The sequence below is a fragment of the Idiomarina piscisalsi genome (assembly GCF_003987095.1).
Taxonomy (GTDB): domain Bacteria; phylum Pseudomonadota; class Gammaproteobacteria; order Enterobacterales; family Alteromonadaceae; genus Idiomarina; species Idiomarina piscisalsi.
Map to the genome: position 1 here is coordinate 340,645 of NZ_PIQA01000003.1, position 12,237 is coordinate 352,881.

The 12,237-nt window shown below is 47.0% G+C and carries 10 protein-coding genes and 1 pseudogene; 4 read left to right on the top strand and 7 right to left on the bottom strand.

Translation table 11 applies throughout. The features are described from left to right. Nucleotides 1-149: 149 nt before the first annotated feature. The 4 genes and pseudogenes from CWI73_RS12660 to CWI73_RS06505 all read right to left on the bottom strand — a co-directional run bounded on the left by CWI73_RS12660 (nucleotide 150) and on the right by CWI73_RS06505 (nucleotide 3,612). Nucleotides 150-272, bottom strand: a complete 123-nt coding sequence (locus CWI73_RS12660) for a DUF6701 domain-containing protein (protein ID WP_380298998.1) — start codon at nucleotides 270-272, stop codon at nucleotides 150-152. Next, nucleotides 260-1,549 (bottom strand): annotated as a pseudogene (locus CWI73_RS06495) (PilN domain-containing protein); the annotation flags it as partial. The pseudogene CWI73_RS06495 and the gene CWI73_RS12660, both read right to left, overlap by 13 nt. Nucleotides 1,550-1,940: 391 nt before the next feature. After that, the gene (gene pyrC / locus CWI73_RS06500) at nucleotides 1,941-2,975 is read right to left on the bottom strand and encodes a dihydroorotase (protein ID WP_126752029.1); all 1,035 of its coding nucleotides are present in this window, start codon (nucleotides 2,973-2,975) and stop codon (nucleotides 1,941-1,943) included. 55 nt (nucleotides 2,976-3,030) lie between these two features. Beyond that, complete coding sequence (locus CWI73_RS06505; protein ID WP_126752030.1) at nucleotides 3,031-3,612, bottom strand: thymidine kinase; 582 nt, start codon at nucleotides 3,610-3,612, stop codon at nucleotides 3,031-3,033. A gap of 100 nt (nucleotides 3,613-3,712) precedes the next feature. Here CWI73_RS06505 and CWI73_RS06510 point away from each other — a divergent pair, with 100 nt between their 5' ends. Then, nucleotides 3,713-4,939 (top strand): adenosine deaminase family protein, encoded by a 1,227-nt coding sequence (locus CWI73_RS06510; protein ID WP_126752031.1) that lies wholly within the window; start codon nucleotides 3,713-3,715, stop codon nucleotides 4,937-4,939. Nucleotides 4,940-5,013: 74 nt separating this feature from the next. On the opposite strand, the gene ssb is transcribed toward CWI73_RS06510, so the two are convergent. Together ssb and CWI73_RS06520 are read right to left on the bottom strand one after the other, a co-directional pair. After that, the gene (gene ssb / locus CWI73_RS06515; protein ID WP_126752032.1) at nucleotides 5,014-5,553 is read right to left on the bottom strand and encodes a single-stranded DNA-binding protein; all 540 of its coding nucleotides are present in this window, start codon (nucleotides 5,551-5,553) and stop codon (nucleotides 5,014-5,016) included. A gap of 1 nt (nucleotide 5,554) precedes the next feature. Further along, nucleotides 5,555-6,934 (bottom strand): MFS transporter, encoded by a 1,380-nt coding sequence (locus CWI73_RS06520; RefSeq protein ID WP_126752033.1) that lies wholly within the window; start codon nucleotides 6,932-6,934, stop codon nucleotides 5,555-5,557. A 131-nt stretch (nucleotides 6,935-7,065) separates the two neighbouring features. Between CWI73_RS06520 and uvrA the strand changes: the two genes are divergently transcribed. From uvrA to glsA, 3 genes are read left to right on the top strand one after another with little or no spacing between them, the layout of a single operon-like run. Continuing rightward, on the top strand, nucleotides 7,066-9,885 hold the full coding sequence (uvrA, locus tag CWI73_RS06525; RefSeq protein ID WP_126752034.1) for an excinuclease ABC subunit UvrA: 2,820 nt from the start codon (nucleotides 7,066-7,068) through the stop codon (nucleotides 9,883-9,885). A gap of 11 nt (nucleotides 9,886-9,896) precedes the next feature. Further along, the gene (locus CWI73_RS06530; RefSeq protein ID WP_126752035.1) at nucleotides 9,897-10,304 is read left to right on the top strand and encodes an acyl-CoA thioesterase; all 408 of its coding nucleotides are present in this window, start codon (nucleotides 9,897-9,899) and stop codon (nucleotides 10,302-10,304) included. Then, nucleotides 10,294-11,250: a glutaminase A gene (glsA, locus tag CWI73_RS06535; protein WP_126752036.1), complete on the top strand. Its 957-nt coding sequence runs from the start codon at nucleotides 10,294-10,296 to the stop codon at nucleotides 11,248-11,250. The genes CWI73_RS06530 and glsA overlap by 11 nt, the downstream gene beginning before the upstream one ends. A 3-nt stretch (nucleotides 11,251-11,253) precedes the next feature. Here glsA and CWI73_RS06540 read toward each other — a convergent pair whose 3' ends face one another. Continuing rightward, entirely contained in the window at nucleotides 11,254-12,048 is a 795-nt protein-coding gene (locus CWI73_RS06540) for a type 2 periplasmic-binding domain-containing protein (RefSeq protein ID WP_241968852.1), read from the bottom strand. Between the last annotated feature and the right edge of the window lie 189 nt (nucleotides 12,049-12,237).

Consider the following 12,237-nt stretch of genomic DNA (forward strand, 5'->3'; position numbering starts at 1 on the left):
AAAGCCGTCATCGCGCTATCGTTATTGTAATAATGAACGTTCGTCAACGTCGCGCATTTTTTGTTTAAACTCTGCTTTATGCTATTTGCTTGTTAACAAAAGAGCAAGAGGCATTGTCACCGAATTGTCGATTATTCGTTAAAAGAATACTACCATCCTAACTCACGCCAGTAAATCTGGCGATCTCGTCCTCGGTAAATACCAAAGGTGCCTTCTGCTTGAGGGTTTTCATCAAACGAGCCATCGCCGTGTAAGTGTCCTGAAGGTTTAATCGACCATAGTAAAGGTTTGCTGAGTCTACCTCCGCAGCACCGTAAGAAGCCGACAAATCACTATTTTGAAGCGTTGAGTAAAAGTTCGCGTCTTCCCGGTCATCTAACTGCCACCCCAGAATATAATTTCTGAACGGGCCATCGGGTTGCCCCGAACTTAAACGAGAAACCGATACTGAAGCGTTCCCTGTAAACTGACCCACACCGTCACCCCACTCCCAAACCCCGTCATAACTGACGGTGTGATCAACAAGTTGGTTCCTAGACGAGTCATAGGCGTAAAATAACGGCTCAGCTTTTGCTAAAGAACCAGTGTAGTTGAGCGTTTTATTACCTGAAGCATTAACCACTTGTGCTGACAGCGATACCGGCTGAGGTTGACCCATATAGTAGAAGTCAGTGCAGGTTCCATCAAATTCAGCCGTTAAAAGTTTAAATTTATCCATCCACAACACTAACTTTTCTGTGTCGGTTGCGTAACCTTGCAAGTAAATCTTTTCGCCATTAAGCCCGAAGTTTTCCAGCCAAATACCCTGTGGCGTAATGTCCGCCAACTCTCTCAATAAAGAAGCCACCGCAGACGAAGCCGACGTTTCAAAGTCATTAATACTTTGTCGAAACGTTCTTGCATCTTGAATATAGGTTTGTAATTCCGTTTTCTTAGCCACCAAATCGGGGCTTTGTTTACGGTTACTTAAACGGTCACGCAACGACGTTAATTGGTTATTCGCGGCGTTTAATTGCTCGGTCAGCTCTTCATTCTTAGCTTGAGCCTGGCTTTGTTGCCACCCGGCAATAGTAGCTAACGCAAGAATCACTACCGCAATAACCACTAAACCCATGGTTAACTTACCCAAAGTTAGGCGCTGATTAACAGGGACTAAGTCACCACGATATAAGTTAACGCTTTGCTTCATTGCGGTAACGCCGCGCAAAATACGGGTAAACAGCAGTCCTTTCGAGGTGTAAATTTGAGCCAAATACTGCTTTTCCTGAGTTTGGTAAATGACCATTTCAGGGTGAGTTGGCGGCTTAATCAAGCTCGGTAATGTCAATTCAGATACGGTAATAGCGACCAATGACAAATCATTATCTTCCAGAAAGTCCACCCAAGGCTTGAGGAGCTGTTTACTCGCCACTACAGCCACAACTTTATCCTGACCCGTTGGTTGTTCAGGGAACTCATAATAATCCGCGATAATATCGTCTGCAGATAAAGACACGAGATCATCTAAACTGTACTTCAGGCTATCTGCTATCTCTTCTGAATCAACCATGGGACGGTCAACCAGAACCGACTCATAGCAGTCGGTACCTAATACCAGCGAAACCGATGCATCTTTTAACGAGAGTCGTTTGTATTTTTTTAGAATATGGGCGGCTTTTTCAATGAGGTTGCCGGGCTGCGCGTCTTCTTGATCGTTCACAATGAGCTCACACTTTCCCGCGTAACTCTTTGCGACTAATAAGCGCACACTCTTTTGCGTAATTTGGAAGCAAACGTGATGAGCATTTTTTTCTGTTGCTTAAATCCAAACACCCGGCAACACCTTTTTATTATTTTTAAAGCATCTTATCAGAATCTTTGCAAAGCACATTATAAAATGCGCTTTAAACACTCAAATATAACCAATATCATAACCCATATTTCTATGGGCTCTTTCACTCTTAGCTCTGAACCTTCCAGTTAAGTGATTCACCCGACCAATACGGCACCATGGGTCCATTTTCGGTATCCACGGTTGCCGGCACCTGCCAAGGCTCTTTAACCAGAGTCAACTCGCTGGTATTTCTTGGCATACGATAAAAGTCTGCACCAAAACCACTGGCGAAATCGGCCAGTTTATCCAGCGCACCATGTGCATCGAAAAACTCAGCGTAGAGTTCAATGGCCGCCGGTGCCGAATAACAGCCCGCGCAGCCACATGCTGTTTCTTTTTTGTCTTGTGTATGTGGCGCAGAGTCGGTTCCTAAAAAAAACTTCGGATTACCCGACAGGGCGGCTCTTTGCAGTTCCATTTGATGAGAGCGACGTTTTAAAATAGGCAGGCAATAATTGTGAGGGCGCACGCCTCCAACCAATAAGTCGTTGCGGTTCATCAGCAAGTGCTGTGGCGTCATTGTCGCAGCCACATATTCAGACGACTCTTCAACAAAGGCAACAGCGTCCGCAGTTGTTATATGCTCGAGTACCAAGCGCAAAGTCGGGAATTTTTCCGTAATAGGACGTAAATGACGGTCAATAAAGACTTTCTCGCGATCGAAAATATCCACGTCAGCGTCTGTTACCTCTCCGTGCACCAACAACGGCACCTCGTGTTGCTGCATAGCTTCTAGCACTGGCGCCAGCGCATCAACCGACTTAACCCCGGCCGCGGAGTTGGTAGTTGCCCCGGACGGATACAGTTTAAAGCCAATGACATGCTCGTTGGCAGCCGCTGCGGCAACCAGTTCAGGTGTAGTGTCAGCGGTAAGGTACAGCGCCATCATAGGCTCAAAGCTATAGTTTTCAGGTAGTTGCTCTAAAATGCGCTGCCGGTACGCCATAGCCGCTTCGACGGTAGTGACCGGGGGAACCAAATTCGGCATAATCACCGCACGATTAAAAACCGCCGCAGAAGCAGGTACGGTCGTTGCTAACATCGCCTCGTCACGTAGGTGCAAGTGCCAGTCATCGGGGGTTGGAATTGTGAAAGTTTGCATAGTCATACGCCACTGAAAAATGATGCCCTATTGTAGCGTATTATTCAGTCGCTTGTTAGCGCAGCTGCATAGCCTCTTTCCAATGTTTTCGGCAACAAGACACATAGCGGTCGTTACCGCCTATGGCTATTTGCTGCCCCATGCGTACTGCATTTCCTTGTTCGTCAACTCTTAGCGACATCGTAGCTTTGCGCCCACAATGGCAAATGGTTTTCATCTCCACAAGCTTGTCGGCAACAGCCAACAACACAGCACTGCCCGGAAATGCGCTGCCAAATGCATCGGTACGGATGCCATAACACATAACTGGAATGTCGTCGGTATCAGTCAGAGTCGTCAATTGCCAAACTTGTTGCTCGGTTAAAAACTGGGCTTCGTCAATCAAGACGCAATCGATAGCTTTACGCTTATGCTCCTGCCGAACAAGTTCGGTTAAATCGCACTTGTGGGTAAAAGACAGTGCTTTGCGATCGATGCCTAAGCGCGATGCGATTTTGCCATGCCCCGCGCGATCATCAACCGTCGGCGTCATTAGCAACACATGCTGCTCACGCTCTTCGTAATTATGCGCAACCTGCAGTAAGGATGTGCTTTTGCCCGCATTCATAGCGGAATAGGTGAAATAAAGTGAAGCCATTTCTGTTCTTGTTATTTTTAAAGCAGTAGCAATTCATGCAGAGATTACCACGATTTTATGCCAAAATGGGACAAAGCAACGCAATTCAGGAGTTCTCCCAATGCACTATTCCCCCGAATTTATCAAAGCGATTCCAAAGGCCGACTTACACTTGCACTTAGACGGCAGCTTGCGCGCCAGTAGCCTGATAGATATGGCCAAACGGGTCGACGTTGAACTCCCCAGCTATACCGAAGAAGGCCTGTTCGAAAAAGTTTTTAAGTCGCACTACAACAATTTGGGCGAATACCTCAATGGCTTTCAGTACACCTGTGCCGTACTGCGCGACCTTGAAAATTTGGAGCAAGCCTCTTACGAGTTGGCGGTTGATAACCAGGAAGAAGGCGTTAATTACATAGAGGTTCGGTTTGCGCCGCAGTTGCTGATGGATCCAAGTAAAGGCGTTACCTTTGACACTATTATGCATGTGGTTAATGACGGTTTATTACGAGCAAAGAAAGAGTACAACAACCGTCCGGATGTAAAAAATGGTGATAAGCCGCCTTTCGATTACGGCATTATTAACTGTGCGATGCGCATGTTCGGCAAAAAAGGGTTTTCACCTTATTACACACAAATCTTCCAGTTAATGCGCGACTTCGAACCGATGCAGGTCATTAAGACGGCGGCTATGGATTTAGTGCGCGCCAGCGTGCGAATGCGCGATGAAGAAGGTATGCCGATAGTAGGGCTGGACATTGCCGGTCAGGAAATTGGTTATCCAGCGGGCGAATTTAAAGAAGTGTACGAATACGCTCACGAAAACTTTCTACTGAAAACCGTGCACGCGGGTGAGGCTTACGGCGCCGAGAGTATTTTTGAAGCCTTAACCAAGTGTCATGCTGACCGATTAGGTCACGGGTATTCGTTATTCTCGCCGGAAATGACGGAAGACCCATCCATTGAAGATCCAAAAGCCTACGGCGAAAGCTTGGCATCTTATATTGCTGACCGGCGCATTGCTGTAGAAGTGTGTTTGACCAGTAATTTGCAGACAAACCCAGCGATTGGTGATATCAAAAACCACAACTTCAAGCACATGCTGGATAATCGCTTAGCCACCATTATTTGTACAGACAATCGCCTGGTGTCTCGCACAACAGTGACTAACGAGTACCAACTAGCACTGGATAACTTTGATATTTCGTTGAAACGCTTAAAGGACATTGTCGCGTACGGCTTTAAAAAGAACTTTTTCCCAGGCCGTTATGTTGAGAAGCGTGAATACGCCAAACAGAACCTGGCGTATTTTGACAGGGTGGTCGAGCAGTTTGGACTAAGTGAATAACTCATAGGAAATACAAAGCCCCTGTTTAAAGGGGCTTTAGAAACAATATTCACAATATAACCCTGAGGTGTACTCTAGAACGGAATGTCATCGTCAAAGTCGGTGTCCGGCGAGAACGGTGCCGGCTCAGCCGGTTTCTGTTGCGGCTGCTGACTCTGTTGAGACGGTTGTGGTGCCGGGCGTTGTTGCTGCTGGCCGCCATAGTTACCTTGTTGACCACCGCCATAACCCTGGCCTTGAGAAGGTCCGCCCTGAGGGCCACCTTGAGAACCGCCGCGTGAGTCAAGCATCTGCATTTCGTTAATTACGATTTCTGTCGTGTAACGCTCTACATTGTCTTGCCCTGTCCACTTACGAGTTTGTAAGCGCCCTTCAACATAAACTTTGGAACCTTTCTTAAGGTACTCACCAGCAATTTCTGCCAAACGACGATACGCTACACAACGGTGCCATTCAGTTTGCTCGCGCGGCTCTCCGGTTTGCTTGTCTTTCCAGGTTTCACTGGTCGCAATCGATAAGTTGGCTATCGCCGTGCTGTTCTGGGTATAACGCACTTCGGGATCTGCACCCAGATTACCAATTAAAATTACTTTGTTCACACCGCGGCTGGCCATTTTACTCTCCTGTTCTTAATGCACTAAGCAGCTCATTCACTGCTTTTTCATCGTACGCTTTTTTATCGACTTTTAAATACGTTGCCTGATCGTCTTCGACCCAGCGTGCTTCTTTTACACCAGTGATGGTTAGTAACTGCTCACTTAAACGTATCGCTTTGTCCTTCGTCAAGTTTGGGGTTGCTACCGACAAGCTGGTGACGCTTTCCGGGTTCTTCATCAGGAAGCTGATAACAAACCAACATAGTAGCAAGATCAAACAGAATACCACAATGCCCGATGTCTGATAGTTTTGTAAGACCCAGCCGCCAGCAACACCGCCGACAAACGCTCCTAAAAACTGGCTGGTTGAATAAATGCCACTGGCACTTCCCTTACTACCGGCAGGGGCTATACGGGTTAACAATGACGGTAAGCTGGCTTCAATAAAATTAAAGCCTGTAAAAAATACGACTAGCGCCGCGACCAACCAAACGGCTGACTCACCGGCATAGAAAACCGTCGCCAGCGAAATAATGAGTATAGCGATAGATGCTCGTAACCACTGTACTGAGCTATTATTTCGGGCGCTTCGAATAATCATTGGCACCATCAACACCACCGATGCGGCTAGCGTTGGTAAATAAAACCAAGCATGTGTTTGACTCTCAAAACCAGCACTTTGCAACTGTGTGGGAATGGTCACAAACCAAGCCGTTAAAATAGCGTGCAACACAAAAATGCCGCTATTCAGGCACCAAAGCTGCTTATGCTTTAAGAGCTTTTTCAGTTCAGAAGCCACTGGCAGAGATTCTCTTCGCGCTGAAGTTGTCACCACTTGAGGCACACTTATAACCAGCACAACAATACCCAACACTCCGGTTGCAGCCGTAAACCAGAAAAGCCCCGACAAACCAATAATACCGCCGAGCAACGGCCCAACAACCAACGAGACCGCAAACGCCAAACCAATACACATACCAATAATAGCCATGACTTTCGGTCGTTGCTCGTCACGCGATAAGTCCGCCGCTAACGCCAGGATAGCAGCAGCTATCGCGCCAACGCCTTGCAGCGCACGACCGACACTCACCATCACCAGACTATCTGCTAATGCAGCGACAATACTGCCCAGCACAAACACGACCAAACCGCCAATAATAATGGGTTTTCGGCCGATACGGTCTGATGCCATACCTAATGGAATTTGCAGCAACGCCTGGGTCAGCCCATAAGCGCCTAGTGCAATACCAACCAGCAATGGTGAATAATCCGGATAGGCTTGTGCGTAAACCGCCAATACCGGCATGATCAAAAACAGCCCTAACATCCGTATACCAAATACAGACGCCAATGAGAAAGCGGCTTTACGTTCGGTCTTATTTAACGAGTGTTGCGTCATGTTACTGCGTTTGCGCTAGTATCAGAATGAATCATGCGGATATTGTACCAGAAGGCACACACTGTGCGATAATGGCGTTTTGTCGTCGACTTCCTACAAGTTGAAGATTTGCTGAAAAACAGACGGGAATTATGGATAACATTGAAGTACGCGGTGCGCGAACGCACAACCTGAAAAATTTCAATCTGACGATACCCCGTGACAAACTTATTGTCATCACCGGCTTATCCGGCTCTGGTAAGTCGTCGTTAGCTTTCGATACACTCTATGCAGAGGGTCAGCGCCGTTACGTCGAGTCATTGTCGGCCTACGCGCGTCAGTTCTTATCGCTGATGGAAAAGCCCGATGTAGACAGTATTGAAGGTCTGTCTCCTGCTATCTCCATTGAGCAAAAGTCGACATCTCATAACCCGCGCTCAACTGTGGGTACTATTACCGAAATTTATGACTATTTGCGCTTAATGTACGCACGCGTTGGTGAGCCACGTTGTCCAACTCATGACGTGGCACTGGCTGCACAAACGGTCTCGCAAATGGTCGACAAAGTGCTTGATGCGCCAGAAGGCGAGAAGCGCATGTTATTAGCGCCCATTATTCAAAACCGCAAAGGCGAGCATTTAAAAGTTCTAGAAAACCTCGCGTTACAGGGCTTTATTCGCGCACGTATCGACGGTGAAATTTGCGACTTAAGTGATCCGCCGCCATTAGAACTGCAGAAAAAGCACACCATTGAAGTGGTTGTAGACCGTTTTAAAGTTCGCGAAGGTTTAGAGCAACGCTTAGCCGAGTCTTTTGAAACCGCTTTAGAGTTAAGTGGTGGTACGGCGCTGGTTGCTCCTATGGAAGGCGACGGAGACACCTTAGTGTTCTCAGCGAACTTCGCCTGTCCGCATTGCGGATACAGTATGCAGGAGTTGGAGCCTCGCCTGTTCTCATTCAATAACCCAGCGGGGGCTTGTACCACTTGCGACGGTTTAGGCGTTGAGCAGTTTTTTGACCCGAAAAAGGTCATTGTTAACGACGAGATTTCCTTAACCGGTGGAGCTATTCGTGGCTGGGACAAACGGAACTTTTATTACTACCAAATGCTGCAGTCACTGGCTAAGCATTATGGATTTAAGCTGTCTGAGCCATTTAAAGACTTACCGGAAGATATTCGGAATATCATTCTGTTCGGCAGCGGAAAAGAAGAGATACAATTTACCTATATGAATGACCGCGGCGATAAAGTCGTCCGCGAACATGCCTTCGAAGGCATTATTCCAAACATGCAGCGCCGCTATCGCGAAACTGAATCTCAAGCAGTTCGCGAAGAGTTGTCGAAGTACGTTGCAACACAACCTTGTAAAAGTTGTCATGGCACGCGCCTGCGCACTGAGGCCCGCCACGTCTTTATTAACAATGTGACTTTACCGGAAGTTGTCGAGCAGTCCATTGGTGACGCTATGACCTTCTTCCAACAATTAGACTTGGAAGGTCAACGCGCTCAAATAGCTGAGAAAATCCTTAAAGAAATTAACGACCGGCTGCGCTTTTTGGTGAACGTAGGCCTTAATTACCTGAGCTTGTCGCGCAGTGCAGAAACGTTATCTGGTGGCGAAGCTCAGCGTATCCGTCTGGCCAGCCAAATTGGTGCCGGCTTAGTCGGTGTTATGTATGTTCTTGATGAGCCCAGTATTGGTTTGCATCAGCGCGATAATGAGCGCTTGTTAAATACCCTGACGCACCTGCGGGACTTAGGTAACACGGTTATTGTCGTAGAACACGATGAAGACGCAATTCGTCAGTCTGATCATGTCATTGACATAGGTCCGGGCGCCGGTGTCCACGGTGGTGAGATTATCGCTCAGGGCAACGTTGACGACATCATTGAAAGTAAGGACTCGCTAACCGGGGACTACTTGTCTGGCCGTAAAGTGATTGATGTGCCTGCAGAACGACATAAGCCTGATGACCGCCAGCTCGTCATAAAGGGGGCCAGCGGTAATAACCTTAAAAATGTCACTATGAAGTTGCCGCTTGGCATCATGACCTGCGTTACCGGGGTATCAGGGTCGGGTAAGTCGACTCTGGTCAATGACACGCTGTTTAAAATAGCCCACAGAGAGCTTAACGGCGCAACAGCCGATGTTCCGTCACCTTATGAAAGTGTCGATGGGTTCCAGTATTTAGATAAGGTTGTCGATATCGATCAAAGCCCGATTGGTCGGACACCACGCTCTAACCCGGCGACTTATACCGGCATATTCACGCCTATTCGCGAGCTTTTCGCTGGTGTTCCTGAAGCGCGGGCTCGTGGCTACAAACCAGGCCGTTTTAGCTTTAATGTGCGCGGTGGACGCTGTGAAGCATGTCAGGGCGACGGCGTTATTAAAGTTGAAATGCACTTCTTGCCGGATGTCTACGTGCCTTGCGATATTTGTAAAGGAAAACGCTACAACCGTGAAACGCTTGAAATTCAGTACAAAGGCAAAAACATTCATGAAGTACTGGAAATGACCATAGAAGACGCACGTGAATTCTTCGATCCAATTCCGGCAATAGCGCGTAAACTACAAACGCTCATGGATGTTGGATTGTCATACGTTCGCTTGGGTCAGTCGGCGACAACGCTCTCCGGTGGTGAAGCGCAACGTGTCAAACTGTCGCGCGAGCTATCCAAGCGAGACACCGGTAAGACACTGTATATTCTGGATGAGCCAACGACGGGTCTGCATTTCCACGATATTAAACAGTTATTAGCCGTGATTCATCGCTTACGCGATCATGGCAATACGGTTGTTGTCATAGAGCACAACTTAGATGTCATTAAGACAGCCGACTGGATTATTGATCTTGGTCCTGAAGGTGGCTCAGGCGGCGGTGAAATACTCTGCGAAGGCACGCCAGAAGCTATTTGTGAGAATAAACAATCGCATACGGCACGTTTTCTAAAGCCGATGCTAAACTAAAAGGAAGCAGTATGTTAACGGAAGACTTTAAAGTTCGATTTTATGAAACCGATGCGCTAGGCCATGTGAATAACACGGTCATACCCGGCTGGATTGAAACCGGCCGGCTGCCGATATTCGAGTTTTTCGGTGAAATGTCGCCAGAAACTCAAAGCTTAATTGTAGCACGACTGGAAGTGGACTATTTGTTCCCAATTTACTTTGGCAGCCCGGTTACAGTAAACACTTACGTCACCAGAATGGGCGGCAGCTCATTTGATATTACGACCGAAGTTTGGCAGAAAGACAAACTCTGCGCTAAAGGTAAGTCTGTGTTGGTTTATTTCGACTATCAAAAGGAGTGTTCAGTGAAGCTACCTCAGGATATACGAGATCGACTGGCAACAATAACGCATCCGGAGCACTCTCTTGACGCGTGATATTGTTAGCGGCGGGCAGCAAATACATGCGCCTGACGATTTAACTCGCCTGCTGCGAGACATTCATGAGCAGGCAATGACGATAAAAACCGGCAAGGTGGCGGATTACATACCCGCCCTTGCCGCGGTTGACCCTGAGCAATGCGCACTCACTCTCGCAACACTTGATGGCGAAACCTTCACGGTCGGTGATACACAGACCCAGTTTTCCATTCAATCTATTTCCAAAATTTTCGGCCTTATGTTAGCGATGGAGCGTCTGGGTGACGAATTATGGGAACGGGTGAAGATGGAGCCTTCAGGCCAAGCATTTAACTCGATTGTGCAGCTTGAATGGGAAAAAGGCATACCTCGTAACCCAATGATTAACGCCGGTGCTATTTTAGTCAGTGACGTGCTTGTTAGTCACTACTCCGCTAGTAAAAACGCTGTACTCAGCTTGGTACGTGGCCTTTGTGGTAACGAAGAAGTCTATGCTGATCATGAAGTTCATGAGTCGGAGAAAGATCACGGGCACCGCAATGCGGCTTTAGCTCATTTGATGAAAAGCTTTGGCAATATCGATTCGGACGTCGAAGAACTGCTCGATCACTACTTCTGGCAATGTGCGCTGTCGATGTCGTGTGAAAATTTGGCACGATCATTTACTTTTTTAGCAAATGACGGCGTATGTCCGTTTTCTAAAAAAGAAATTATGTCCAAGCGTGACTCGCAACGAATTAATGCCTTGCTTTCCACCAGCGGTATGTACGATCAAAGTGGTGAGTTTGCGTTTACTGTTGGCGTACCTGCGAAAAGTGGTGTTGGCGGCGGTATAGTCGCTATTGTACCTGACTTTGGGGTTATTTCAGCCTGGAGTCCGCGCTTAAACGAGTTTGGCAACAGCGCTCGCGGTATGTTTATGGTGCGAGAAGTCGCGAATAAACTGGGGTTAAGCGTTTATTAAGCTTTAGCGAATTGTGGACGGTCGATATAATTGAAAGCGTTCCATATTGAAACGTCGAAAAAGCCGGTCAATTTCCCCTTTTCTGCCTAACTCACTTAAAAACCGCTGCAATGTAGAAGCTTGAATCTTTTTAGAGTTGCCAACTAGTAAATGCAGGTCATATACGAAATCAGGCTTCTCTGCTAGAAGTAAGTCTTCGATATTAATTTGAGTTGAGCCTTCTAAAGCCGCTAACAACTCGTCATTGACTGTGGTTAAATCGATACGTCCACCTAACACCATTCGAATATTTGTTATTCTTGAGTCTGCTAGATAAACGGCATAGTTATTTTTTAGCTCATTAGAGGATCGGAGTTCTCCGGCTATCAGGTAGTGATAACCTTTTACCCCGGCAAGGCTTTTGCCCTTAAAGTTATTAAAAAATGCTTGTGAACGACCCTCTTTTTGCGCTGTAACTAGCCGCTCCTTTCCTCTCACAAGAGGAAATGTTGAATCGACAGGAATACCCCTTTCTTCCCAGCCCCAAACCGGAGACTCGAAAAAAACAACATCGCAACAGCCGCCCTCGCTTAATGCTTCATAACGCGCAGAAGGTGGTATCACTTCAATCACAAATTCGTAATTGTTCTGATGAGCGTTCAGGCACTTAATCAACTCTCGGGTTAAATCAGTTTCTAAAATATCAGAAAAATAAGGTGGGTAGTCGTAGGCGGCAACATAGACCTTTGTCTGTGCTGCGATAGGAAAACTACAGAGTAATGCTGCGAAAAGCAGTAAAAAACGACCCAAAAGCTCCACACCTAGTTGTTATTGATGAAGATCACGACATTTCATCTTTCACTTTTGAGGCTTGAATGTCAAGAACTGTAAAGATGAGCCGTTCAACAGCCATAAAAAAGCCCGGCATAAAGCCGGGCTTTGTATACGATACTTAAACCGTATTAGTCTAGGATCTTAGATACAACGCCTGCACCTACAGTACGACCA

Coding starts and splice junctions, on each gene's coding strand:
- pyrC (WP_126752029.1), bottom strand. CDS start 2,975: ATGCAAACTTTCACAATTCCAACCCCCGATGACTGGCACTTGCACCTA.
- CWI73_RS06505 (WP_126752030.1), bottom strand. CDS start 3,612: ATGGCTTCACTTTATTTCACCTATTCCGCTATGAATGCGGGCAAAAGC.
- CWI73_RS06510 (WP_126752031.1), top strand. CDS start 3,713: ATGCACTATTCCCCCGAATTTATCAAAGCGATTCCAAAGGCCGACTTA.
- ssb (WP_126752032.1), bottom strand. CDS start 5,553: ATGGCCAGCCGCGGTGTGAACAAAGTAATTTTAATTGGTAATCTGGGT.
- CWI73_RS06520 (WP_126752033.1), bottom strand. CDS start 6,934: ATGACGCAACACTCGTTAAATAAGACCGAACGTAAAGCCGCTTTCTCA.
- uvrA (WP_126752034.1), top strand. CDS start 7,066: ATGGATAACATTGAAGTACGCGGTGCGCGAACGCACAACCTGAAAAAT.
- CWI73_RS06530 (WP_126752035.1), top strand. CDS start 9,897: ATGTTAACGGAAGACTTTAAAGTTCGATTTTATGAAACCGATGCGCTA.